The sequence below is a fragment of the Paenibacillus mucilaginosus 3016 genome (genome assembly GCF_000250655.1).
In the GTDB taxonomy this organism is placed as follows: Bacteria; Bacillota; Bacilli; order Paenibacillales; family NBRC-103111; genus Paenibacillus_G; species Paenibacillus_G mucilaginosus.
Genome location: NC_016935.1, coordinates 5,596,884 through 5,621,364 on the forward strand (window position 1 = coordinate 5,596,884; position 24,481 = coordinate 5,621,364).

The window sequence follows — 24,481 nt, forward strand, 5'->3', positions numbered from 1 at the left end:
CGTGCATTATTTTGACTTCCATAGATTCCCAGTCACTCCACTCTTACAGCCCTGCAGGCTCCGCTCTTCAGCCCTTCACGCCGCCAAGCGAGATCCCCTTGATGACCTGCTTCTGCAGGATGATAAAGATGAGCAGCAGCGGAATGATCGCCGAGAGGGAAGCCATCATGAGGACGGCGAAGTTGTCGGCATAGTCGTCCTTGAACAGCTGCATGCCGAGCGTAATCGGGAACAGCTCCTTGTCGAGCAGGAAAATGAGCGGGTGCTGGTAATCGTTCCAGGTCCAGATGAATTTGATGATGCCGACTGTAGCAAGAATCGGCTTGCACAGCGGCAGCATGATACCCCAGTAGATCCGGAAGGGTCCGGCCCCGTCGATCTTGGCCGCCTCGATGAATTCCGGGTGGATGCCGATCATGAACTGGCGCATGAGGAACGTGAAGTAGATCGAGAACATCATCGTCACGACCAGCGCCGCATGGGTATTATACAGACCGAGCCACTTGATGAACAGGAAGCGCGGTACCAGTGTCGCCTGCTCGGGGATGATCATGAAGGAGAGCAGGATGCCGAACGCGAAGTCCCGCCCCTTGAACTGCAGCTTCGTGAAGGCGAAGGCCGCCATCGACGAGAAGAGGATGGTGATGACCGTGACGATCAGGGCCAGCTTCAGCGAATTGAGATAAAAGAGATAAAACGGGATGTCCGCCATCCAGACCGCCTTGAAGTTGCCGGCCGCATTCCAGGCCGTGGGGATCCACTGGATCGGAAACACGAGAACGTCCTTCTCGAATTTCATGGCGGCCGATACCATCCACAGTAGGGGCACCAGGAAGACCAGGGAGACGGCTCCCATGAACAGGGTCGTTACGGCTTTGAGCGGGTTGATCGTTTGGGACTGCATGGCTTGCTGCCTCCTCTTCTAGTAATGGACACTGCGCTTCTGGATCTGCCAGGAGATGAACGTGATCACTCCGACGATGGCGAACAGCAGCCAGGAGATCGCGGAGGCATAGCCCATGCGGAAGTTCTGGAAGCCCTCCTCATAGATGCGGTACACGATCACCGTCGAAGCGTTGTTCGGTCCGCCGCCGGTCAGGAAGGCGACCAGGTCGAATACCTTGAAGGAGCCCATGAGCAGGGTGATGAACAAAAAGGAGTTCGTCGGGCCGAGCAGCGGCAGCGTGATGCGGCGGAACTGCTGAAGCTTCGACGCGCCGTCAATCTCGGCCGCCTCGTAGAGCTCGTCCGGAATCCCGGAGAGGCCGGCCAGGTAGATGACGATCTGGTAGCCGATGCCGGCCCAGACCGCAATGATCGCGATCGAGATCAGCGAATAGTTCGGATCGGGCAGCCACATCGGCGGCTGCCCGATTCCGATGCTCATCAGGAACTGGTTGATCGGCCCGAGCGAAGGGTGGTACAGAGCGCTCCATACCGCCCCCACCGCGATGATCGACGAGATGTAAGGGATGAAGAACGCCACCTTGAAGTAGCTCTGCAGATACACCTTCGAGTGGATGACAACCGAGAGCAGCAGGGCCAGGAACATGCCTAGCGGCACCGTCAGCAGCGTATACACCAGGTTGTTGCGCAGGGCGGCGCCCACCTTCGCGTCCTGGAACAGTTCCGCGTAGTTGTCCAGGCCGACGAACTTCATCGCGGAGATCCCGCCGACCAGATTCCAGTCGCACAGGCTCAGGTAGAGTGAAAAGAAAACCGGAAACACATACAGCACCAGGATGCCGAGCAACTCCGGTCCGAGGAACAGCCAGCCGGTCAGGGCCTCCCTGCGCCGGTGGTTCCAGAAGTTCGCGCCGGCCTTGGGGGAGAATCCCTCCGCAGCCGCTTGTTTCATTGCCATATCTTCCCCCTCTTCGTGTCGGATTTGATAGCTTAACTATACGGGCCGGCGGGAGGGAGCGCCGCGTCCGATTCTGACCGGAATGTGCACTATTTTGACCAGGGGTCCGGTTGAGCGAATCAAAAAAATCCGCGCCCGTGGCGCGGATTCGAATTAGAGACAAGGACGGAGTGGCAGCAGCATGCGGGCGGACCCGAGCGGGCCCGCCCGCGGGAGCGGGGATTCGGAAGGTCCGCTCCCGCCAAGCTTACGGGCGTCCCGGCCAGGAGTCCTCCCAAGGGAGGCCGGCATCCGAATCCCATGCGGACGGCGCCGGTTCCCGTGACCGCTCGGACTCGAGCCAGCGGAGGGCAGCCAGCAGGACACAGCCCGTATAGACGGAGCAGACGACGATGACGATCGGGGTCATCGGATAATTCTTGGCGGCATAGAGCAGACGGTCGGCCAGATACGGGTAGTCCTCCCCTTGGGGAGTGAAGACCGTTTGCTCCTTCCAGTCCCCTATATGGACCAGATCGCCGCCCTGCCAGAGGGCCAGAATCAGGTGCATGAACAGCGTGATCCCTGCGGCGGCCAGCTGGAGCATGTACCAAACGGGACGCATGGTTCCTCCTTCGTTCCACAGGCGGCATCGCCCTTGAATGATTGGATGTCATTCTATTATACCAATAATTCCCTGTATTGGGAGGCTCCATCACAAAAAAAGAGCAGCCCGTTCAGGCTGCCCTGCAGTGCAACGAAACGACCGCCTCGCATGCAGCGGTTTGTGGCCGCTTCGGCCGGCACCTGCTGCGGCTCCGGGTACGAAAGCAGCGCAGCGGTTCGCTCGGCGTCCCGAATCTTAGCCGTTCACCAGCCGATTTCAATCGGCACGGATTCCTTCATAGACTTGGGTTACCAGCTCCTTGATATAGGTATCGTCAATCCGGTCCCCCGTAACCAACAAGCGGTAGAATATGGGTCCGTAGACCAGATCCGTACATAGTGCGCGATCGAGATCCTTTTTTAATTCTCCACGCCCAATCCCCCGGTCCAAAATTCCATGAACCTCCTGCCGGCGGGGCTGGATATAGCGGGTCCGATAAGCCTCCGCCAATGCGGGATCCATCTGTCCTTCCCCAATAATCTCGAGAAAAATGGAACCCTCACGGCTTAACATAAACCGGGCCATGTTCGTGGCATGCGCCAGCATATCCTGGAGCACCTCTCCCGTATCCGGTACAGGAAGTCTTGCGGTGGCGGCGGACAAAAAGCCGTCCATGACAACGGCAGCCTTGTTGGGCCACCATTTATAGATCGTAGCCTTGCTGACCTTGGCCCGATCCGCGATTTTTTCTACGGTCACCGCTCCAAAGCCCATTTCCAGCAAGAGATCATAGGAAACGGAGAGGATGGCGTTTTGCGTCTCCACATTGCGCGGACGCCCTCTTTTCGCCTGCACGTGAACCCTCCTTTACTGCTGTTCATCGTCAGCACTATATAAACCATACGTTTAGTATACGAAAGTTGAGCCGTTTTAAAAAGCCTATTTACAAAACGATACGTTCAGTATATTATTGGAATCAGCAATTACAAAACGATACGTTCAGTATATAATTTGAGGAGGATCACTATGCAAAAGGTACAAGGTAGTCCAGACCGTCGGGTTTCAAGCTGGATCATGCTTCTGTTGTCAGCCGCATGCGGGCTTATCGTTGCCAATCTTTATTACGCCCAAACCCTGGTAGGGCCGATTCACGATGCCATCGGCCTCTCATCTGCAGCCGCAGGGTTCATTGTGACCGTAACTCAGATCGGTTATGTCATCGGGCTGCTGTTCATCGTACCGTTAAGCGACGTCATTGAAAATCGGCGCCTCACGGTGATCATGCTTATGGTGGCCGTCGCAGCACTGCTGACTGCAGGTTTCGCCCAAACCGCACCCTGGTTTTTGTCCGCATCTCTGTTTATTGGAATCGGATCTGCAGTCGCTCAAATTCTGGTCCCCCTCGCCGCCTTCTTGGCGTCTGAGGAAGAGCGCGGCCGCGTGGTCGGCAGTGTCATGAGCGGTCTTTTACTGGGGATTATGTTCGCCCGGCCCTTGGCAAGTTTTATTGCCGGCATTTGGGACTGGAGAGCCATATTTGTGATATCGGCAGCCGTTACCTTTCTGCTTGCCGCTGTATTAGGGTACGCTCTTCCATATCGCAAGCCGTCTCCTGCGGTTCGTTACGGACAACTGATTCTTTCCTTAGGTGCTATCCTGCATCGAACTCCGGCTTTGCGGCGCCGCGCTTTATATCAAGCTTTTTTATTCGGCGCCTTCAGCCTGTTCTGGACGGTCGTTCCCTTACACTTGGCCGATACGTTCGGCATGTCCCAAAGCGGCATTGCATGGTTTGCCCTGGTTGGCGTAGCCGGCGCCATCGCTGCCCCGATGGCCGGAAGATTAGCCGATCGGGGCTGGAGCAGGAGGTTAACCGGGCTGGCCATGGTGACGGCCTTCATGTCGTTTTTGCTCATTCATTTGTTCGCCAGTCATTCTGTACTCGCATTGATCCTTCTCTTCATCTCCGCCATTACACTCGACATGAGCGTGTCGGGAAATCTGGTCATCAGTCAGCGCGCGATTTACTCCCTGGGCAGTGAAGCGAGAGGACGCCTGAACGGACTCTTTATGTCCATCTTCTTTATAGGGGGCGCCATCGGCTCCTCTGTGGGAAGCTGGTCTTATGCGCAAGGGGGCTGGAAGCTCACCTCTCTCATCGGAACCCTTCTGCCGGTCCTGGCTCTGATCTACTTTCTCACCGAGAGCAGAACAACCGGGGCCAAGAACATAACCGTGACCAAGAATCAAATGTAAAGGCCGCGTATAGCTTGAGCCCGGGCATGCATGGCATATGCCAAAAATCCCCTTACTCCGGTAAGGGGATCACATGCCGGCAGAGTGACCTTCACTCCCGTTCGCGGTTCTCCCGTCGCCGCCTCCTTTACGAATCTTTAACACCGGGTTAATACCGCGTTAAATCTATTTTCCTATACTGACAAAAGATAGGAGGTGAATGAGAGATGTATTATGAGGAAGATCGCGTGCCTTACGATGCACCGGACGAAGACATATACGAGACCGCAGCGTCTTCTTTGGATACGAACGAGTAAACAAAAAAGCACTTGTCCGAGGACAGTGCTTTTTTTGTTGGATAGCGCCGGAACGGAAATTCCGCTTCCCGGTCTATCCGGGTCACACAAAGAAAGAGGACCCGCGAGTCCGGCCGCACGGTAAGGCATCACCGCGAACCGGTGTGTCCCGTGCCTACTGATCTTCGCGGACCCTCCGCTTGGGACGCCCTATGCTGTTTCCTCGCCGAACCGCTCCAAAATGGCCTTCACCGCCTGCATGCGCTCCGGATCGATCCCCTGTGCGGGATCCCCGCCGAACCGGACCCCGGTCCCGAAGTGGACCTCCCGCACGCCCGTGCGGCGGAGAAACGCTTCGAGCCCTTCGGGGCGCAGGCCGCTGCCGGCCAGCACCGTCAGATGCGTGCCGCGGCTCAGCTCCGTCAGCTCCCGGAGCCGCTCGGCCGCCTCTAGGGCGCTCGGCCGGCCGCCGGAGGTCAGCACATGCCGGATCTGCGGGTAGGCGAGCAGCGTCCGCAGGGCGCCAGGCTGGTCCCCGATCTCGTCGAACGCCCGGTGGAAGGTGACGGACAAGTCCCCTGCCGCTTCCAGCAGCACCTTCAGCGCTTCCTCATCCACGGTGCCTTCCCGGGTCAGGGCGCCGAGCACCACCCCGCCGGCGCCGGCCGCACGGATGAGGCGGACCGACTCCGCCATCTCCAGGAGTTCGTCCCGTTCGTACCGGAACGAACGGCTGTGCGGCCTCACCATCACGTGCACCGGGACCGGCACGGCTTCCACGACCTCTTGAATGCTTCCCGGCTCCGGCGTCAGTCCGCCTTCTTCGAAGGCGGCGATATACTCGATCCGGTCCGCGCCGCATCGGACGGCGGCCGCAGCCTCCGCCGCATTCACAGCGATGACCTCCAGCTTCACGCCGCCCGGTTCCCTGCTCGCCGGGCTACGCATCCTTCGTAAACCGGAAGCTGCCGTCCAGCTGCCTGACGGCCTCTTCGAAGAGCTCGGCCGTACTCTCGCCGTAAGGGCCGAGGGCCTGCACGGCCGCCCCGTAGTGCTTCCAATCGATTTCGAGCGGCAGCTCCACCTCACCGGTGAGGCAGTCCCACAGCGCATCCAGGTTGTTCCCGTAGTGCTCCGGCAGCCCCAGCTTCTCCTTCAGTTCACGGTGCAGCTCTTCCTTCGTCGCCATTCTCGTTCCGTCCAATGTTACGCTTCGCACGGCAGCTCCTCCTCAGCTCCAGTTGTGATGTGCTCCGCGCCATTATAGCATACAACCCCCGGCAGGCTGGAAAGCTTCATAGGATCTTAACCTTCACGGGATCTTAATCTTCATAGGATCTTAACCTTCATAGGATCTTAACAAACGGCCCGGAGGGGCTCACGGCAGCCGGCGGCCCTGCCCCGCCATGCTTACGCATCCAAGCCTCCATGGCTTCCGCTGCCGGCAAGCAGAATCTCCTGCGCCCCGCCGGCCGCTGTGGAGACTTCCTCGGCTGCCCCTACGGCCCCCTGCTTCCTGAATGAAGAAGGCGTGAAAAGGGAGGGAGGGACCGACAGGACTGAATCCAGGGCCGCGCAGCAGACATCCGCCGCCCAGGCCGTAGTATGAAGTTGACAGCTTCTTCCCCCTCTATTATTCTTTTCTTTCAGACTCTATGGAAAGCAGGAACCGTACATTGAAACTCGCTATGCTGCTGTACTACGCCCTTACCTTCCTCGGCACCGTACTGCTGGTGTCCTCCGGCCGCCAGGGCTGGCTCCTCGTGTTCCTCCCGCTGGTGCTGCTGGCATCGGTGCCGCTGGCCGTATGGGACGGACTCCAGTACCATCGGCTGTTCCACGCCGGACGGGTGGAAGAAGCCTTCGAGGAGGTGGACCGAAGGGAGCGCAAATATGCACGCAGCCCCCGGATGCGGATCAGGCTGCAGCTGATCAAGGCGCAGCTGTACACGAATATGGGAGCGTTTGAGACGTCGGACCGGCTGCTGGAAGGGCTCGGCGGCGGGCTCGACTCCAACGCGGAAGGGCTGCGCCTCGGGCTGAAGTCGTTCAATGCCTTCCTGTCCGGCGGAGACTTGGCTGCTGCGCATCAGGATCTGGCCGCATCCATGAAGCACCTGGACGTGCCGGCCAACCATCTGCTCCTGGCCGTGATGGAGAGGGAGCTTGGCCGTACCGTCGAAGCGGAAGCCTCCTTCGGTACCTTCCTGGCCCTTAAGAATCGAAAAAGGTTCTTTTTCGGAAAAACGCTCCTGGTGATGGACAAACAGCTCCTGATCCCCTATGAGCAGTATCTGCTCGGCCGCTACTATCTGGCCTGCGGGGAAACGGCGGAGGCCCGGCATCATCTGAGGCTTGCGGCGCAGGCACCGCGCCCGAGCCTCTATACGAAGCTGTCCGCGGAGCTGCTCTCGCAAACGGGCTGAAGCGCCGCCGGAGGAAGGCCCTGCGGGATATCGGGCTGCCGTGGGCGGGACGTAAGAAAACGTTCGAGTTGAGAACAGCAAAAGTCCGGCCGGGGGAAGCGTCATGCCTGCCCCGACCGGACTTTTTTTGCACCATTTCAGCTGTTTGTTCTCCGCAGCTGTGTCCCTGACTTCCGCCTCGAATGCTGCAAGCCCTACAATCCGATGGACTGGATAATGTCGCGCAGCTTCCCGGCTGAGCGATGCAGTCCGTCGGTTTCTTCCCCGGACAGCTTCAGCTTCATCACCGAGCGTACGCCCTGCTTGTCCACAATGCATGGGACGCCGAGATATACATCCGATATCCCATGGTAATCCTCGAGCAGGGTGGACACGTTCAGCACCGCGCCTTCGTCCCGGAGGATCGCCGTGCAGATCCGGTCGATCGCCAGCGCAATGGCGTAATAGGTGGCTCCTTTGGCCGAGATGATCTGGTAGGCGGCATCCCGGGTATTCGTGAAGATGTCCTCTCTGGCCTCGTTTCCGATCCCAAGCTCCGTCCCCGCCACATTCGCCAGGCTCCATACGGGGACCTCCGAATCGCCGTGTTCCCCGATGATGTGCGCATGCACGCTGCGGGGGTCGATGCTGAGATGCTCCCCGATCAGATAACGGAAGCGGGCGCTGTCGAGCAGCGTGCCCGTGCCGATAACCCGGTGCGCCGGCCACTGCGACTTCTTAAGGGACAGATAGCTCATGACATCCACCGGGTTCGTTGCGATCAGCAGGATGCCGTGGGAGTTGACCTTCGTCACCTCGCCGATGATGCTGTCGAAGATCGAGGCGTTGCGCTTCAGCAGATCGATCCGCGTCTCGCCCTGCTTCTGGGCGGCTCCGGCCGTGATCACGATAATCTCGGCGTCCCGGCAGTCCTCGTAGGTGCCCGCCCATACCTTCGTCCGGCCCAGGAAGGGCAGGCCGTGGTTCATGTCGAGCGCATCGCCGACCGCCTTCTCATGGTTGGCGTCGATGAGCACAAGCTCGTCCGCCCTCTCCCGCAGCAGCAGGGTATACGCAGACGTAGAGCCGACCGCTCCTACACCGATGACGGCAATCCGGGTTGCTTTTTTCACGTTCATCCATCCTTTCCGGTTTCAAGCGTATTCGAAGGCCTTACCGGCCTGCTTCCTCATGGATTACCCTTCCTGCCCGTCCAGAAACGGCTTGTTGACATAATAATACATCGCTGCCATGAGCACTGCCCCGCCGATAAAATTGCCGATCGTCACCGGGATCAGGTTGTAAACGACCCCTTCGAAGGAGATCGTGCCCGGGTGCTGCAGCACCAGCGCAATGGCAAAGGTGCACATGTTGGCGATGCTGTGCTCGTAGCCCGAAATGAAGAAACAGAAGACGAACAGCATCATGGCGAACATCTTGGGCCCGTCCTGCTTGAACGACATCGGGATGAAGAACGCCAGGCAGACGAGCCAGTTACACAGAATCGCACGGAAGAACAGCTCAAGTACCGGGGCATGCATCTTTTTCTCCACCACACTCAGCAGAAAAGCATTGACGCTGTTGTCCCGGAACAGCCCCGTCAGGTAGATCAGCCCCGCAAACACGACGGCGCCGAGGATGTTGCCTGCGTAGCTCGCCGCCCACAGCTTGGCCGCCTCGATCCAGCGGATCCGCCTGCGCAGCGCCGCATACGTGAAGTAGAACGTGTTCCCGGTGAAGAGGTCTCCACCCCCGTATGCGATCAGAATGATCGCCGCCCCGAACGTCAGCGCCGCCATCGGGTACGTGAACGGGGAGTGCTCAAGATAGAAGAAGCTGCCCGTACGGAACGCCACAATGACCCCGAAGCCGATGAACATGCTGGCCAGCGCCGATCTCGAGAGATACCGGAGCAGGCTCTGCCGGTAGATCTTCCGCTTCTTCAGTGCCAGCTGCTCTACCTTCAGCAGCGGTTCTTGTTCCATGACTTCACCGCCAAACCTCAAATGGGATTTCCATATATTACCCCGGCGCAGGACAAGTCATTCAGCAGAATTCGTTAAGATTTGGTAAGGAGATTCTGGTGGAACCTTTGAAAAAGCCAAAACAGACCTCCCCGTCCCGCTTCCGGAAGTCTGTTCGTCACGGCATATGGATGAATGGAGCTGGGCGAACCGCACCCGCCGCCGGCCGGCGCTTCGTACTCCCGCTCCCGTGTCCGGCAGACGGCGTGCCGGCAGAACGGCACCGAAGCTTATGGCCCTAGGACTGCCGGTACAACAGCGTCGAGTTGATCACGACCCGCTCGGCCGGCCGCGTCCGTCCCAGCAGGCTCCAACCGGCGGCGGACAGCTCCGCTTCATCGACGGACTCGTACATCAGCCGGCGCATCCCTTCCGCCGTCCGGACGGCTACCACGGTATCGGCCCGCGTGTCACGGATGCGTTCCAGCACACCGGCTTTCCCGCTCACTAGAGAGGCGACGAACACAGCCGCGTAAGGCGCATAGTCGAAGGCACAGCCTTCTTCCTGCACCACCCGGATGCCCTCCTTCAGACCCAGCCTGCCGAGGAGTGTCCGGGAGACGGCGCATGCGGCAGGATCGCTGTCGATGCAGGTAACCGGGCTGCCCTGCCGCAGATGAATGAGCACCGCGCTGAGCGGCAGCGGGCCGCTGCCCACGAAAGCCAGGGGGAGACCGGCCGGGAGCAGGCCGCCGAGCAGCTCGAGCTCGTGTCCGACGAGGGTCTCGTAGACTCTCCAGCTGCCGTGGTCTCCCAGATCGTCCAGCTCCAACCGGGAGCGGACACCCAGCTGCAGGGCATCGGCCAGCTCCATGCCCGCTTCGGCCTCCGCCAGCTTCGCGAGCAGGCCCTTATGCAGCCGGGACACGTCCCGGTGGGTCAGCACCTGCTCCACCTGCTCCGCCGAGTAAGGCTGGCGAACATGATGCCGGAGCAGCTCCACCGCGGACCTCACGGAAGAAGGAATCCCCCTGCCGGCAGAGTCCACGCTCAGGGCAGCCCAGGTCTGCCGGATCACCGCGATGAGCTCCCGGACCCGCCGGTCCTCTTCGGTCCGGCTCCACGGAGCCGGTTCAAGCCAATTGGTTTCCAAGGGGGACAACCTCCGATCCCGTAACGTGCCATAAGAGGGCGTATCCCACTATATTCGTCCTGTCCCCCTTTTAGACGCACGGCCTCGGATCAAGCCCGTTCTCCCCCCTCCCCGGCTGCATGGAGTGCAAGCACCCGGAGAGCGAATGCTTCGGCGGGTGTGCAGCTGCCCGTAAGAGCCGGGTCCCGCGTGGAAGCCTCCCGGTGAATGAGGCTTTCGGCCTGCCGCAATCTCCGCAGCGCTCTACTACAGCCGTACATCTCTCAGCCGCGTAGCGTGGAGCAGCCGCTCCGGCAGGAGCGGCACGCTGCGGGCGAGACGCATGACGGGTCCCGCGAGCGCCTGCCTGGCGAACAGCGATTGGAGCAGGTGCCCCACCGCAGCGGTCCGGCGAACTCACGGTGGAGGCCGCGTTCATACTGCCTCCTCCACTGCTCCTCCGTCAGGCTGCCGCGCAGGAAGCCGTCCGCCAGCCGGGTGCAGAGCAGCGCGGAGCGCAGCGCCATCGACATCCCGTCCCCGCAGAGGGGCGGGATCGTCACGCAGGCGTCGCCGACGTGGGCGAAGCTGCCCCAGGCCTGCGGCCTGCGGCGCAGGTTCGGGACGATCGCCGCCTCCGTGCCGGGCAGCGGAGCGGCTGCGGCGAGCTTCTCCCGCAGCTGCGGGTGCCTGCCGGCGGCCTCGAGCAGGAGCCCGGCGGCGCCCGGGCCTCTGCCTGCTCCGGCTTCGGCTCCGGCTGCGGCGAACGCCTCTTGATGGAGCAGAGCCGCCACGTTCACACCGCCCCCTTCCACGGGCGCCATCCCCAGGTACCCGCCGGGGAACACAAACAGCTCGACGGCCGGCTCCATCGCCACGCCCCCGAAATGCGCCTTGACCCCGACGTAGGAGGAATCGGCCGCACGGACCTCCGACAGCCGGGAAGGTCCGCCTCCCCAGGCCCCGATGACCGCCCGGGCACGGAAGACTCTTGTCGCCCCGCCGCACTTGGTTTCGACGCGGTAGGCCTCCTTCTCTCTGCCGACCGCGGTCACTGCCGTCTCCGTGAGCACTTCGGCCCCGGCCCGGCGTACCTCGGCATGAAGTGCAGGGTCCATCGCCTGCCGGCTCACCCCGATCGCCCGGCCGGGCAGCGCCACCTCCAGCGGCGGCCCTCCGCCCCAGTAGAGCCTGGCGTGCGTCAGCTCAGCCGGGCTCAGGGCGGCGACGGCTTCGCGGAAGCCCAGCGACTCCAGCATGGAGCGGGACTCCGGCGAGAGGAACTCTCCGCAGACCTTGTGGCGGGGGAAGCGGCGGCCGTCGAGCAGGAGCACGTCCCAGCCCTGGCCTGCCAGCGCCATCGCTGCCGCGCTTCCCCCGATGCCGGCGCCGATGACCGCCGCATCATATACCCGGCTCATCGGGGGACGCTCCAGTCCGCCTGGGACGCGGACGCCTTGCCGATCACTACGGCATATCGGAAGAGCGGCACCCATGTATAGTGGAAGGACTCGGCACCGAGCTGCTCCTTCAGGTATTCCCAATCGGCGGAGCGGAAGCCCTTGGCCACGGACAGCGGACCGTCATGCCGGATATAGCGGTTGCGCGAGAGCACACGCGCCGCTACCCAGACGGCGGACCACGGAATCCAGTGGCGGTGGATGTCATTGATCACGACGCCGTGCCTGGCCCCCTTCAGCATCCGGCCCACGACCCCCGGCAGCTCCGCCCGGTCGAAGTGATGAAGGAACTGCGAACCGGTTACAACATCCGCGCAGCCCTCTTCCAGGGAGAGAACATTGCAGCGGCGCACCTCGATCCGCGGCTCGTCGCGGAAGAAGGCGGCCGCCTCGTCGCACGCCTCCTGCGTGATATCCGCCAGCGTGATCCGCATGTCAATCCCGCTGGCCTCGGCCCACCCGAGCAGCCGCCGGTTCACGTCGCCGGAGCCCGCGCCGGCATCCAGCACGGTGAAGGTCCGCGGCCGCCCCGTCGCCTCCCACAGCCTCCGGACGCCGTACAGGGTCGGAGCCGCCGCCCGGAACACCCGGTTCAGCCGCCTCAGATGGCGGAGCGCCTCCCGGAGGTCCTCCCCGCCTTTGCTGAAATCGTCCATGAGCTCGGGCCTCAGATCCCTTTCCTTGAGCGCCCTATACATAGAGGCCCTCCTCTTGGGCGGCTGCGGGGACTTCGGCCGGAAGATACGTCATCCGCACCAGCTCGGCGGTCAGCCCCGGCCCGAAGGCCATCGCCGTTCCGGCGGCCTGTCCGCTGCCTTGGCTGCGCAGGTCCTCCCGCATGGCACGCAGGACGAACAGGATCGTGGCCGAGGAGAGATTGCCGTAGTTCCGCAGGATCCCCCGGCTGTAGGACGTCTCGGCATCAGTCAGCTCCAGCATCTCCTGCAGGGTATCGACGATGCCTCTCCCGCCCGGGTGAATCGCCCAGAACCGCGGCCTCTCCCCCGGGCCTATGAAGCGCTCGAACTCCGGCGGCAGGTTCCCCCCGAGCAGGCGCGGGATGTCCTGCGACAGGTACAGATCGAAGCCGTGATCACCAACGTCCCATGTCATGGCTTCCGACGTATCCGGGAAGAGGACGCTCCGGTCCCCGTCCAGCCGGAAGATGCCTGCATGGTGCCGGTCCGGACGGCCGATCACGCAGGAAGCGGACCCGTCGCCGAAGAAGGACGCGGCGAACAGGTCCTCCCGGCTGAGGCCCGGCTGGATATGCAGGCTGCACAGCTCCACGCTGACCACCAGGATGCGGGCCTGCGGATCGGCGGCGCCAAGCTGCCCGGCGAGGGCGACAGCCTTGAGCCCGGCGGCACAGCCCAGGAAGTGAAGGGGAATCCGGTTCGTCCGAGGGGACAGGCCGAGCTCCCGCACGAGCAGGGCGTCCAGCCCCGGGAGGAACTGGCCCGTGCAGCTCACGGTGATGAGATGGGTGACCTCCGCCGCTTCCGTACCGCTGTCCCGAAGCGCCTCGCCTGCGGCACGCACCGCGAGCGGGAGCGCCTCGCGGCGGTACACCTCCATGCGTTCCTTCGTCCCGAGGGTCTCCTCCTCCGCGGCACGCAGGTAAGGATTGCCGCCTGCTCCCTGCAGAATGCGGGGATCGCACGTATAGCGGGTCTCTACGGCGCACTGTTTGAAAATGCGTTTCGCCCAGCGGTACCCGTCTGATTTCTCTCCCATGATCTCCGACAGCGTTTGCAGTACCTCCTGCTGGTCGATCCGGTGGTCCGGCAGTGCAGTGCCGATGCCAAGTATCGCCGCTCCTCCCTGTGCCACAGGGTGCTGCATATTCCCACTCTCCTCATATGCTCGTATATCATTTTTACGCTCCATGCTCGTAGTTCCGTTTTTGCGCTCCATGCTCGTAGTTCCGTTTTTGCGCTCCGTTGAACTTCGTTCAAAGGTCGCTTTCAAAAACGGAATACGTCGCTGGGTAGGACCCCATAGCAAGCCAAAACCCACATCAAAACCAACATCAAAACCAAACCAAAATCAAAACCAAACCAAAATCAAAACCAAAATCGGAGACCCGACCAAAAGCGGAGACTCGGCCAGAAACGATGACCAAACCCAGAAGCAAATACAATGGAAGCAAACCCAAAAAGCAAATGCAAAGTGCAAACGAGACACCAAAGAGCCAAAAACCTAAAAAACAAACAGCCCTACCAAATCCAAGAAACGTAATGTTATTATTCACCAAAAAACCGGCAATAACTCTCCTTAAACCACGGTGAAGCTGTATAATCAAACTACTTCTTTTTTAGGAATGGAGCGCTGCTGAGCATGGACCTGAACAAATTGAACTCCTTAACGAAGTACCCGAGCATCCTAACCTATCACAGTCTGGGAGACAGAGGGCGTCTGACGGAGGCATTGTCGGAATCGCGGGGCTTTCCGGAGACGGAGGACGTCTATGTATACGAGAAGGTGGACGGGGAGAATTCGAGAATCCTTCTGCTCCGGAACGAAGAAGGCATCGATTATCTCATCGGTTCGAGGGAGGAGCTGCTGTATGCGAAGGGGGACCGGATCGGCAACCCTTACGGGAACATTGCGGCCTTTCTGAGACCGCTCGCCGAAGAACTGTGCGCTGCACTGCTCAGCGTCTCTCTGCCCGCAAGGGATTGGGCGCTGACCGTGATCTATCAGGAATCGTACGGGGGCAAAACGAAAGCCGCCAAGAACTATACTGCGAACCAAACGCAGGGCAGCCGGGTATTCGACGTCTTTTCCCTGAACGCCGGAGAACTGGAGAGCCTCCTGTCACTGCCCCAGGAAAAGATTGCGGCGTGGCGGGAGCATGGCCAGCAGCCCTTCTATTCGGAGGAGCGCCGGATGGACTTCGTACACACCTTGCATCTGGCTTACGCCCCGCTCCTTGCCAGGGTGCGCGGTGCCGATGTACCGCGCACCCTCGAAGGAACCTTCTCCTTCCTGAAGCCCTTCGGCCAAACGCAAGTCGGCCTGGATACAGCCGGCCGATCGGAAGGCGTAATCGCGCGGACCGCCGACCGCAAGCTGATCCGCAAGCTTCGCTTCGATGATTACGAAAGAACCTTCCGCGGATAGGGATAGCACGCCGCCGCCCTAGCCAGATCGCAGTCGGCTGCGAAGGAATATAGGCCGAGGGATGAGCCTGAACGGGATTCCGAAGCAGCGGAGTAAAACAAAAAAACACAGGCCGAAGGCCCGTGTTCGCAAGCTTACGCTCACCCTTCATCAGGCTCCCTCGGTCACTTGGCATCATGAAACACGATGCCCAGCGTATACCGGGTTCCTGAAGTGACCGTGCTGACGCCGTGCCGCAGGGTGGCCCGGTAATAGCCCCGGGTCCCGGGCACAGGGCGGTCGCGGGTGGGAAAGATCAGCCCCTCCCCTTGCTCCAGCGTGATGACATGGCCCCTGCTTTGGGCCCGCGGGCGCTGCTCGACCAGCAGGAATTCCCCGCCGGTGTAGTCCTTCCCGTGCTGATTCAGGGCGAAGACGGCCTGGAATGGAAAATAGACGTCACCGTACAGATCCTGGTGCAGACAGTTGTATCCCCCTTCCTCATACTTCAGGATGAGGGGCGTCGGACGCCGCTGCCCCTGCAGGCGGCACCGCTCCAGAAAGTCCCCTAAAGCGGCGGGATACTCGGAGGAATGTCCCAGCTTCTCAAGAAAGCTGTTTGCCGTCCGGGCGAGCTCGGGATACAGTCCTTCCCGCAGCAGCTGCAGCGCCTCCGGCAGCGGAGAAGCAAAGTACTTGTACTCCCCCTTTCCGAACCGGTAGCGGGCCATATCGATCGTGGTACGGAAGCAGGCTTCGTTCCCGTACAGGCCAATGTTACCGCCGCATTGTTCCGGGCCCAGCAGCACGGGGAGCTTGGCATACCCCTGCTCCTCCAGTGCCTGCCGGATCGGGCCCCAGTCCAGAGCGGCGATCCGTTCGGCGAGTTCAGCTGTCATGTTCTCCCTCTTTTCTTCCCCTCGGGGATGCGCTTCCTTTACTCCTTCCCAGTATACCTCCCGCTCTTCTCCGCGAACACAGCCCCCGGCTATCGCAGCAACATATCGACAGGCGGCTGCGTCCGCCAAGCTCTGACCTCGTCTCCATGCCTCCTCTGCGTCAAGATTCCACGACCTCATTCCCTCATGCTCACCTTGCGGCTGATAAAAAGAAAAACCATCCGGTTGTCCGGATGGCTTGGCCCTTCCCCTGCTTCCTGCCGTATCCCTGTGACACAGAGATTAGGCTGCATGCTCAGACGGCCGCCTCAATGCAATGTCGGATTCCGCTCCCCGGTACACGCCACCAAGGATGGCTTACCGTTTCCCGCCTCACAGCTGCACTTGTCCCAGGCTCCGCTTCGCCGGCCCTTCAATCACATCGCCGTTGTAGGCGAACCGGGAGCCGTGGCACGGACAGTCCCAGGAACGCTCCGCCTCGTTCCACTCCACCTCGCAGCCCATGTGCGTGCAGGTCGTGTCCACCAGGTACAGCTCGCCCTGGGGATCGCGGTAGGCTCCTGTCCGGCGGCCGCGGATCCGCACGACGGCGCCCTCGTCGGCCTTCAGCTCCTCCACGCGGGTCTGCGGGAACTGGAGCTTGCCGCTGATGAGCTCCTTGGCTACGTTCGCATTGTGCATGGCGAATTCCCGGATCTCCGGATCGGCGTGGAACCGGGACGGCTGGAACAGCTCCTCATACGGGCTTCCCTCGCCGGTAACCAGCCTGCTGTTGAGGAGGGCGGCAGCGGCCGAGTGGCTCATTCCCCACTTTTTGAATCCGGTGGCCACCAGCAGGTTCCGCTTGTCCCCCTCCTCTCCCATCCGGCCGATGTAAGGCACCTTGTCGAGGGTCGTGAGATCCTGGGCCGACCAGCGGTAGGCGATCTCCTCGAGCCCGAAGGTCTTCTGGCCGAACTTCTGCAGGGCCTCATAGTACTGGAACGTACAGATGCCCTGCCCGCTCTTGTGGCTCTCGCCCCCGAAGAGAACCATGGGCTGACCGTCCACTTCGACGGAACGCAGGGACCGCTTCGGTTCCTCCGCGCTGAGGTACATGCCCCCCGGGTAAGCCTCCTTGGTCTTGGCCAGCACAGCGTACGAACGGTCCGCATGCATCCGCGCAAAGTAGAACTGTCCGCCGTCATGCACCGGATAGTGGGAGCAGGAGATCAGCCGGCCGCACGACACTTTATGTCCGGCATCCGTGGTGAACGAGATGGGATTCCCCGGCGTTACCTTCACGACCGTCGTCTCCCCGAAGATCTGTCCCCCGCGTGACGTGACTTCCTTCGCGAGTTCCGCTACGAAGATCCCGGGGTTGAACTGCGCCTGATTCCGCATGACCACCGCCCCTTTGGTGGCAAAAGGAAGCTTCAGCCCCTCCACATAGCCGCCCGGAATGCCAAGCTCCTCATAAGCCTTGGCCTCGGCCTGCAGCTTGCCGATGTAGTCGTCGGAAGTGGTGTAGACATACGCATCCTCGCGTGTCAGTCCGCAGTCGATCCCGAGCTCCTCCGCCGTACGGACGATGAGCTCGAGGCCTTCCCGGTTCGCCTCGTAGTACAGGCGGGCCTTGTCTTTGCCGAAGTGGGAGATGAGTTCGTCATAGATGAGGTCGTGCTGGGCGGTGATTTTGGCTGTCGTATGCTTCGTCGTTCCGGAGAGCACCTGGCCCGCTTCGATCACGGTGACCTTCACTCCCTTCTGCAGGAGCAGGTACGCGGTAAGCATGCCGGTGATGCCTGCGCCAGCGATCACCACATCCGCGTGAAGATCCTGGGTCAGCTTCGGGTACTGCGGCACGTCCGCCGAGTCGAGCCAATAAGATTCGGGATATTGGGGCAAAGCCGTGAATGCTTCCTTCTCGTTCGCTGCCATGTGTGCTCATACTCCTTTTTTTACAACCTATTTAACCGCTAGTGTCCCCCAAGAACCCCTGATTATCCCGTAATCTGGAAAATCCCTATCCCGCTCCACCGTCCGCTCCACCTATTGAAGCGCCGGCGCATCAAGGCTACAACGGAGGGAGTCAGGAGGGACGCCGCGTGGGCAGGAACAGAATTCGACGCAGACTTATATTAAGCAATGAAGGTGTTCGGCCAGTACGGCTATGAGGGCACCTCGCTCCAGCAGCTGCTCCAGCAGCTCGGGATCACCCTCCAGAGTCTCTACGATACGTATGGGACGAAGCGGGACTCTTCATTTCGGCGCTCAGCCGGTACATTGACGAAAAAACAGCGAGGTGGTGCGGATTCTCGAGGAGTCGCCTTCCGTCCGGGACGCGCTGACGGTCATGTTCGAGCAGACGGTGGATGTGCTGCAGGAGCGCGAGCTGTTCAAAGAGTGCTTCATCGTCAAAAGCGCCGTCGAGCAGGCTCCGCTGGACCCGGAGATCGCCCGGATCGTGGATACAAGCACGGCGCTGCTTGAGGACGCACATTACCGGGCGCTGCTCCGGGCGCGGGAGCAGGGCGAGCTGCCGGCCGCCTGGCCGGACGGGAAGCTGGAGCCGCTGGCCCGCTATCCGCACCATACGCGGATGTCGCTTGTCTTTACGGCCCGCTCGGGGGTCGACCGGGAGACGCTGAGGGACATCGCCAGAGTCACGCTCTCGGTATTGGATGCCGGAGCATGAGCCGGAGCAGCGAACTCACGCTGCGGTCGGAAAGGAAAAAGCAGCACACGGCCCGGGAAAGGCGCAGTAGTGCTGCTATTGGGAGGGGCCTGCGGCTCAGAATACGGGAGCTTCGACGGACAGGAACTCCGCCAGCGAGACCGGCCTGCGGCCTGTGATCCTCTCCACGGTGTCCGTTACCCGGCTCTCCGTCCCGCGGTCGCGGATGCCCTCATCGAGGCCGGCCATGAACGCCGCGTAATCCTCAGGCATGCCGAGCGCCATCCACTGCTGCTGCAGCTCCCGTGGGCTTACGGAGACATGCCGCACTTCCCGTCCTGCCGTACGGCTCAGAATCTCCGCCGCCTCGCCGTAGGTCAGTGCCTCGGGCCCCGTGATGACGTGAGCCGTATTATGCGGTACGGAGTCGGTGAGTGCGCGTACAGCGACTTCCGCGATGTCGTCCGCATTCACGAAAGCCACCCGGCCTTCCCCGGCTGCGGTCACCAGATCCCCGCCCTGCCGGACCGCCGCCCCATGGGGGCCTTCCGTGAAGTTCTGCATGAAGTAGGACGGCTGCAGCACCGCCCACTCGGGCGCCTGCTCCCGAAGGTACCGGTGAACCTCCCCGAATACCGGCCCTCCCTCGGGCACCGAAGCGCTGCTGAGGAGCACGGCCCGGCGTACACCGGCTTTCCAGGCCTTCTCAAGGAACGGGATCATGATCTTCGCCGGCTCCATCACCATCAGGGGCCCGACGAGGTACACGGCGCTCACCCCTTCAAGGGCCGCTTCATGCGTGCTCTCCTCATTCCAGTCGAACACGACATGCTCTCCCTCGTGTCCTGCAGCCGCTGCACGGTTTCTGCCCGCCGTACGGACGGGGTATCCCATCTCCCTCAGTCGGCTCGCTGTCCGGCTTCCTGTCTTGCCTGCTGCTCCCGTTACGAGAATCATTACGCTTCCCCTCCTTCCAGTGCTTCCAGGGCGGCAAGCGGATTCCAGTAATCTTTATAATGGATGATCCGGCCGTCCTTCAGCTCGATGACCGAGATGTAGCTCTGCACATAAGACTTCCCGGTCTGCACGCTCTCCCCCCGGCAGCCGAATTCCACCACTCCGCGGTCCGGATCGGAAGAAGGATAAAACACCGGTTCGGTAAACTCATGGATGACGAGAAGCTCCGGGAAGTGACGAATGTAGTCCTGAATCGCGGCCTTTCCGTCGAGCCTCTGGATCATGGAAGCCGGTGCATAAGGAAATTCGAACACGGCCTCCTCATGAAAGAGCTCCGCCCACCTGCCGGTGTCCCCCTCGAGCAGCGACTCCATAAATTCCCTCATGATCTCCTTCATTGCTCCCTCGGTTCCCTGTACTTGCATAATATCCTTACCCGTCATGTTCATCCATTCCTTTCCTGTTTGTGATGCTTTTATCATACTCATTCCGGACTGATTGGTCAAGTATTATTTTGACTGTTTAGTCTGGAAAGCATCTTTTCTCAACGCCAGCGCCAAAAAGGAGCAGCCATCTTCGCTGCTCCATCGATGCGCCCGTCCACTGGGCTCCCTCTTGAATGTAACACATTAAATACAACGGACGTCAGGCTTGGCTGAACGCCCCCGCCGGAATCCAAGGTCCGGGACAACCGTGCGGCCCTACAGGACCACCCAGGTCTTCCCCCCGTCCCTCGTCTTCAAAAGCCTGGACGCGTCCGCCTTCTCGCTGCGGACCAGGGCCCAGCCGTCCAGTGGGGAGACGAACTCCAGCCGGATCAGCTCAGGGAAGCTCTCCAGCGTATCCTCCCACACGCCGCTGCCGCCGAGCACCTCCCATGAGGCGCCTCCATCGGCGGTATGCAGCAGATGGGCTCCGTTCCACATCCAGCCCTCCCGGGCGGAGAGGAAGGTCAGCCCCGTACTGCGGAGCGCCGCCCTCACGTCGGTCTCCGGGCCGAAAGCCTTGAGCTGCCAGGTCTCCCCGCCGTCCGAGGTGAAGTAGGCGCCGAGGCTTACGGTCGCGCCATGCCGGAACTCATACGGCATCCAGCCTCCGCCGGCCTCGCTGTCCCAGAACACCGGAGCGCCGGTAATCTGCGGCTGGCCCTGCCCGTCCCGGGACGAAACCTCCAGGGGCACCTCGTGCCAGGTCCTTGCTTTGTCCTTCGTCCGGAAGAGCGTCACCTTGCCCGGCGTCCTGGATTCGAGCGGCAGCCAGCCGTCGCTGTCGCCGCGGAAGGCGATGCCCCGGTTGGCAAAGCCGGCCAGCGGCAGCACCCCGGCTTTCTCTTCCGGACGCTGGATCAGAGAAGCATTGTCCATGACCAGCGCCCAGGCGAATCCGCCGTCGGCGGTCTCGTAGATCCGCTTCTGCGAGCTGCCCATCGCCGCGTCCGGCTGGGTTACAAGATATCCATGATGCTTCGAGGTGAACACCGCCTCTCCACCGGAGGCTTCTTCCGGCAGGGTACCGCTCTTCCAGCTTCTCCCTCCATCCGCTGAGATGGCGAGGGATGCCGGCAGGCTGTGCCCCGCCGAGAGGTAGACCAGATGCTTTCGGTCCGGCACCCGGAAAGCCTCCGGACCCGGATCCGCCGTGGACTCGGCGGCAAGCGGAGAGGCGGCTTCCGCCCAGGTGGTCCCGCCGTCCTCGGTCCGGTAGAGGCGCAAGTGTCCGCCGGACGCCAGGCCCCAGGCATAGGCGGTCCCCTCATCCAGCGCCCGGAAGCCCGTCAGCCGGGCCTGAATCTGCCGCTTGCCCTCAGGCGCCGGAGCGGCAGACGCAGCCGCGTGACCGCCGGCGGAGGGGGCCGCCTCGGTCTTCGGCGGAGCGGAAGCGGTGCTGTCCGGCGGCATGCCCGCCGTCTGCCCGCAGCCGCCGAGGACCAGCAGCAGCGTCAGGGCCAGCGGTGGGAGCGCTCCGGCGGGACGCCGATGTTCCTTGCGAAGCCGCGCCAGAAGGGATCGGCCGCAGCGCGGCCGGGACGTCATTATGGGATATTTTTGCATGAGACTAGCTCCTTTCGGGCAGGTGTACGTGCGCTGTTATTTCTATACGGTAAAGACCCTTTTCTTATCTTTACCCGAAATGAGTGCTTACGGGGCGGCTATATCGATCGGCCTTCTGCTGCGCATATCGAATTGAACCTGCTGCGTTTTCTTTTCATTCGTGCTCTCCTCGATATAGGTAACCGGCCCTTCCTTGATCCGCAACTCATATCTGCCTGCAGGAACCTGCCTGCCTTCGGAGTCCTTCTGGTCCCACTCGAACTCCAGCACCTGAGAGGCCATCCGCCCCGGGAAGACGGCGGTCAAGGCCGGCAGCCTTCCCGTCCATACGATGGCGGGGTTGTTGCGGCCCTCGTCATACCGCACGATTTCCGCCATCATATCCCGGCTATCCTCCAGCCGCAGCGCCTCCTCTGACGAATTGGAGATCATGACACGAAGCTTCAAAGATTCTCTATAAGGAAATCCGCCGTTCGTACTCGCAGGTTGGTCCGACATCACTCCAACCGTAGGCGAGATGGGATAGCCGGCTACATACGTTGAACCGGGATCGAGCTGCAGCGCACTCCAGGCTCCCTTCACTTCGACGACCGCCCCCTCCTCCGGCGCCTGGTAGGTCAGCGGATCTACTGCCGGAGCGGGAGCATACACCCAGGCGTCCCCAAGCCACGAGCTGCGGATGTGATGCCACCCGCTGCCCCGCTCGAACACCTCGATCGTCTGAGGCGACAGCTCGCCGAGCTTTCGCGCCCGGTGATCCGGATGCTCGTAGACCGCCGTCTTCTGCCCGAGAGTCAGCTTCGTCTCCTCCTGCCGCAGATCCCAAGGGTCCCCGATATTCGTGTTGACCCAGTACGGTCCCTTCCAGGTATCGACCTTATACCATGATCCATAGCTCTCAGAACTCCGCAGGTACTGAGCACTGAGCCATCCTTGAACCGGTCCTCCGGCATCCGGCTCCTTGAAGAAGGGCGTTCTTGAATTCAGGCTGATGTCTGACACGCTAGTCAGGTGCGGCCCCAATCCCCGAATGATCCGGTGCACCGGCCTGATCCACTTGTACCCGTTATAGGAGAGAATCCGGAAGGCCCCGTTCTCTTCGTGAATGGCCCTGACGGCCTGCGCCCCCACCGTCCCAGCCGATGTTCCCGTGCCCTTGGGGCTGTCATACAGCTTCTCACTCCCTGTAAGCAGAACCGTCTCGTATTCGTAGGGATCGAGCTCCGGATTACTCACCTTGATCCAGCGCTCTCCCAGATCCGTCTCAATCCGGAACCAGACTTCGGGCTGCTCCCCGTAGATCAGCTTCTGCTCCCAGCCTTCCTCCGCCCCTTTCACCTTGACGAACTGTGGAGCCAACGCGAACAACGCCGTGCCTCCCGGCTCACTGTATACGGTTGTGGTCTGCTCGCTCAGCAGAAGAGACATGGGCAGACGCAAGACCTTTGCCTCTTCCGCCTGGGCCAGGGAAGCCCAGCCGCTTCCTCCAAGCAGTACACCGGTCATCAACGTCAGAAGCACCAGCCGTTTCATTTTCATGTTCCATCCTCCTGATTCTCTTCAACGGATAACCCTACAGACGCGGCGGACGGCCGGAATGTTGTATCCATTTCCCCCCATCCATACAAAAAAATCAGCCTATGCTCCCGCACATAAGCTGATTCGCTTGACCTGCTGCCCTGATTTCCGTGCCGCTGCCTTATTCTTCGATGGACGAATGACTTCCGTTCCTGGAGATCAGAAGATTGTAGAACTCCGCCATCGATGTCTTGTAATACGAAGCCAGCCAGAGGAACCCGACCCCGAGCGTCAGGAGACAGCCGAGCGCCCATCCGATGAAGCTGAGCTGCAGGCAGAAGTACCGCCACTTGTGCCCGTCCATCAGTTCGCTGCTCATCCGGATCGCCTCGAAGGAGCCCACCTGCGGATTATCGATCTTGATGTTGAGTGCCTGCGCATACCGGATACCGGCAATGATGCCCGGAATGATGAGCAGCAGCGTCCAGGCAAGGATCTTGAGTCCCATGGCCAGAGTCAGCTTGAAAAAAGGCCAGAAGTGCTTGAAGCTGTAGTCGATGACCTGCCCGATCCCGAGCCTGTCTCCGCGGGAGATCGACAGGAAGAAGGCTTCGTAACCCGTTGTGATCATCGTAGAGAAAAAGATGTTCGCCAGGAAGATCACCAGCGCGAGCAGCCAGGGCACCTCCACCCGGTCATCGCTCAGATAACCGAAGAACATGTTGACCGCTGTTGTCAGCAGGACAAATAAGACCGCGTGCCCCCAGTTTCCCGTGAGCGCTTCCCTAGCGCTTTTGCGGATTTCGCTGTTCGTCATAATCAAAACCGTTCGCTCCCTGCCTCAGATGAATGATGGTGCTTACGCCCTATATTGTAAGGTATATACGAAGGTTTGTCATCCGTTTTTTCTAATTCCTGCCAATTTCTGCCCGTGAACTTCTCCCGATGGCTTGATATAATAAGGGCAAAAAGGAGGCGCAGATTATGAACCGCATGAATGATAAAGTCGAGCACCTGCTGCACACCGCCCTGGAGAACTGGAGCGCCATGGCCGGAGCCGGAGGCGGCGGTGAGGAGGCGGAAGCGAACGAATTCGAGTCCTCCTTCTACCGCCTGATCGACGCCGTCCGGGAATGGTATGAGGGACTGAAGAACCCGCCTCGGACGCTGGAGGCTTTCATGGCGCTCCCCGAGGTCGAGAGCCTGACCGACCGGCTCCCCGGCCCGCTGCATCTCAACTTCGAGACGGAGGCCGAGCTCATCCTAGAGAAGGTCAGCCGGATCGATGAGGATAAGTATGATTGATGAGGACTTCCATCGCCAACGAAAAAAAGGCTATCCGGACCCCTCCGG

23 protein-coding genes and 1 pseudogene are annotated in these 24,481 nt (G+C 61.1%); 5 read left to right on the top strand and 19 right to left on the bottom strand.

Annotation, left to right across the window (positions count from 1 at the left end; all coding sequences use genetic code 11):
- Window positions 1-67: 67 nt before the first annotated feature.
- From PM3016_RS22770 to PM3016_RS22785, 4 genes are all read right to left on the bottom strand, one after another.
- Window positions 68-904 carry a carbohydrate ABC transporter permease gene (locus PM3016_RS22770; RefSeq protein ID WP_013918918.1) on the bottom strand — a complete coding sequence of 279 codons (837 nt, stop codon included), beginning with the start codon at window positions 902-904 and terminating at the stop codon, window positions 68-70.
- Window positions 905-922: 18 nt separating this feature from the next.
- Window positions 923-1,864: a carbohydrate ABC transporter permease gene (locus PM3016_RS22775; RefSeq protein ID WP_014371105.1), complete on the bottom strand. Its 942-nt coding sequence runs from the start codon at window positions 1,862-1,864 to the stop codon at window positions 923-925.
- A 247-nt stretch (window positions 1,865-2,111) separates the two neighbouring features.
- On the bottom strand, window positions 2,112-2,468 hold the full coding sequence (locus tag PM3016_RS22780) for a DUF4306 domain-containing protein (RefSeq protein ID WP_014371106.1): 357 nt from the start codon (window positions 2,466-2,468) through the stop codon (window positions 2,112-2,114).
- 258 nt (window positions 2,469-2,726) lie between these two features.
- On the bottom strand, window positions 2,727-3,305 hold the full coding sequence (locus tag PM3016_RS22785) for a TetR/AcrR family transcriptional regulator (RefSeq protein WP_013918923.1): 579 nt from the start codon (window positions 3,303-3,305) through the stop codon (window positions 2,727-2,729).
- A gap of 171 nt (window positions 3,306-3,476) precedes the next feature.
- On the opposite strand from PM3016_RS22785, the gene PM3016_RS22790 reads away from it, so the two are divergent.
- The gene (locus PM3016_RS22790) at window positions 3,477-4,706 is read left to right on the top strand and encodes an MFS transporter (RefSeq protein ID WP_014371107.1); all 1,230 of its coding nucleotides are present in this window, start codon (window positions 3,477-3,479) and stop codon (window positions 4,704-4,706) included.
- A gap of 485 nt (window positions 4,707-5,191) precedes the next feature.
- Here the strand turns inward: PM3016_RS22790 and PM3016_RS22795 are convergent, their stop codons facing one another.
- The gene (locus PM3016_RS22795) at window positions 5,192-5,929 is read right to left on the bottom strand and encodes a copper homeostasis protein CutC (protein ID WP_236628532.1); all 738 of its coding nucleotides are present in this window, start codon (window positions 5,927-5,929) and stop codon (window positions 5,192-5,194) included.
- Window positions 5,922-6,200 (bottom strand): barstar family protein, encoded by a 279-nt coding sequence (locus PM3016_RS22800; protein ID WP_013918927.1) that lies wholly within the window; start codon window positions 6,198-6,200, stop codon window positions 5,922-5,924. Before PM3016_RS22800 ends, PM3016_RS22795 begins: the two co-directional genes overlap by 8 nt.
- Window positions 6,201-6,657: 457 nt before the next feature.
- On the opposite strand from PM3016_RS22800, the gene PM3016_RS22805 reads away from it, so the two are divergent.
- Entirely contained in the window at window positions 6,658-7,407 is a 750-nt protein-coding gene (locus PM3016_RS22805; RefSeq protein ID WP_013918929.1) for a hypothetical protein, read from the top strand.
- Between the two features lie 194 nt (window positions 7,408-7,601).
- On the opposite strand, the gene PM3016_RS22810 is transcribed toward PM3016_RS22805, so the two are convergent.
- The 6 genes from PM3016_RS22810 to PM3016_RS22835 all read right to left on the bottom strand — a co-directional run bounded on the left by PM3016_RS22810 (window position 7,602) and on the right by PM3016_RS22835 (window position 13,787).
- Window positions 7,602-8,525 carry an L-lactate dehydrogenase gene (locus tag PM3016_RS22810; RefSeq protein ID WP_014371109.1) on the bottom strand — a complete coding sequence of 308 codons (924 nt, stop codon included), beginning with the start codon at window positions 8,523-8,525 and terminating at the stop codon, window positions 7,602-7,604.
- Window positions 8,526-8,582: 57 nt separating this feature from the next.
- Window positions 8,583-9,371 carry a formate/nitrite transporter family protein gene (locus PM3016_RS22815; protein WP_013918931.1) on the bottom strand — a complete coding sequence of 263 codons (789 nt, stop codon included), beginning with the start codon at window positions 9,369-9,371 and terminating at the stop codon, window positions 8,583-8,585.
- A gap of 277 nt (window positions 9,372-9,648) precedes the next feature.
- Entirely contained in the window at window positions 9,649-10,503 is an 855-nt protein-coding gene (locus PM3016_RS22820) for a nicotianamine synthase family protein (protein ID WP_014371110.1), read from the bottom strand.
- A gap of 263 nt (window positions 10,504-10,766) precedes the next feature.
- Window positions 10,767-11,903 (bottom strand): NAD(P)/FAD-dependent oxidoreductase, encoded by a 1,137-nt coding sequence (locus tag PM3016_RS22825; RefSeq protein ID WP_014371111.1) that lies wholly within the window; start codon window positions 11,901-11,903, stop codon window positions 10,767-10,769.
- Complete coding sequence (locus PM3016_RS22830) at window positions 11,900-12,640, bottom strand: methyltransferase domain-containing protein (protein WP_014371112.1); 741 nt, start codon at window positions 12,638-12,640, stop codon at window positions 11,900-11,902. The genes PM3016_RS22825 and PM3016_RS22830 overlap by 4 nt, the downstream gene beginning before the upstream one ends.
- Window positions 12,633-13,787, bottom strand: coding sequence for a type III polyketide synthase (locus PM3016_RS22835; protein ID WP_013918935.1), 1,155 nt, complete (start codon window positions 13,785-13,787; stop codon window positions 12,633-12,635). Before PM3016_RS22835 ends, PM3016_RS22830 begins: the two co-directional genes overlap by 8 nt.
- A 495-nt stretch (window positions 13,788-14,282) precedes the next feature.
- Between PM3016_RS22835 and PM3016_RS22840 the strand changes: the two genes are divergently transcribed.
- Window positions 14,283-15,068 (top strand): RNA ligase family protein, encoded by a 786-nt coding sequence (locus tag PM3016_RS22840; protein ID WP_014371113.1) that lies wholly within the window; start codon window positions 14,283-14,285, stop codon window positions 15,066-15,068.
- A gap of 164 nt (window positions 15,069-15,232) precedes the next feature.
- Here PM3016_RS22840 and PM3016_RS22845 read toward each other — a convergent pair whose 3' ends face one another.
- Entirely contained in the window at window positions 15,233-15,946 is a 714-nt protein-coding gene (locus tag PM3016_RS22845) for a 2OG-Fe(II) oxygenase (protein ID WP_014371114.1), read from the bottom strand.
- A 372-nt stretch (window positions 15,947-16,318) separates the two neighbouring features.
- Window positions 16,319-17,866 (bottom strand): FAD-dependent oxidoreductase, encoded by a 1,548-nt coding sequence (locus PM3016_RS22850; RefSeq protein ID WP_013918939.1) that lies wholly within the window; start codon window positions 17,864-17,866, stop codon window positions 16,319-16,321.
- A gap of 207 nt (window positions 17,867-18,073) precedes the next feature.
- On the opposite strand from PM3016_RS22850, the pseudogene PM3016_RS22855 reads away from it, so the two are divergent.
- Window positions 18,074-18,623, top strand: a pseudogene (locus tag PM3016_RS22855) (TetR/AcrR family transcriptional regulator).
- 96 nt (window positions 18,624-18,719) lie between these two features.
- Here the strand turns inward: PM3016_RS22855 and PM3016_RS22860 are convergent.
- From PM3016_RS22860 to PM3016_RS22880, 5 genes are all read right to left on the bottom strand, one after another.
- Complete coding sequence (locus PM3016_RS22860; RefSeq protein ID WP_014371117.1) at window positions 18,720-19,559, bottom strand: NmrA family NAD(P)-binding protein; 840 nt, start codon at window positions 19,557-19,559, stop codon at window positions 18,720-18,722.
- Complete coding sequence (locus tag PM3016_RS22865; protein WP_014371118.1) at window positions 19,559-20,008, bottom strand: nuclear transport factor 2 family protein; 450 nt, start codon at window positions 20,006-20,008, stop codon at window positions 19,559-19,561. Before PM3016_RS22865 ends, PM3016_RS22860 begins: the two co-directional genes overlap by 1 nt.
- 252 nt (window positions 20,009-20,260) lie before the next feature.
- The gene (locus PM3016_RS22870; protein WP_014371119.1) at window positions 20,261-21,610 is read right to left on the bottom strand and encodes a WD40/YVTN/BNR-like repeat-containing protein; all 1,350 of its coding nucleotides are present in this window, start codon (window positions 21,608-21,610) and stop codon (window positions 20,261-20,263) included.
- 87 nt (window positions 21,611-21,697) lie between these two features.
- Window positions 21,698-23,149 carry a flagellar hook assembly protein FlgD gene (locus PM3016_RS22875; protein ID WP_014371120.1) on the bottom strand — a complete coding sequence of 484 codons (1,452 nt, stop codon included), beginning with the start codon at window positions 23,147-23,149 and terminating at the stop codon, window positions 21,698-21,700.
- A gap of 160 nt (window positions 23,150-23,309) precedes the next feature.
- Window positions 23,310-23,945, bottom strand: coding sequence for a DUF975 family protein (locus PM3016_RS22880; protein WP_236628898.1), 636 nt, complete (start codon window positions 23,943-23,945; stop codon window positions 23,310-23,312).
- Window positions 23,946-24,112: 167 nt separating this feature from the next.
- On the opposite strand from PM3016_RS22880, the gene PM3016_RS22885 reads away from it, so the two are divergent.
- Window positions 24,113-24,433: a hypothetical protein gene (locus PM3016_RS22885; protein WP_013918946.1), complete on the top strand. Its 321-nt coding sequence runs from the start codon at window positions 24,113-24,115 to the stop codon at window positions 24,431-24,433.
- Window positions 24,434-24,481: the final 48 nt, after the last annotated feature.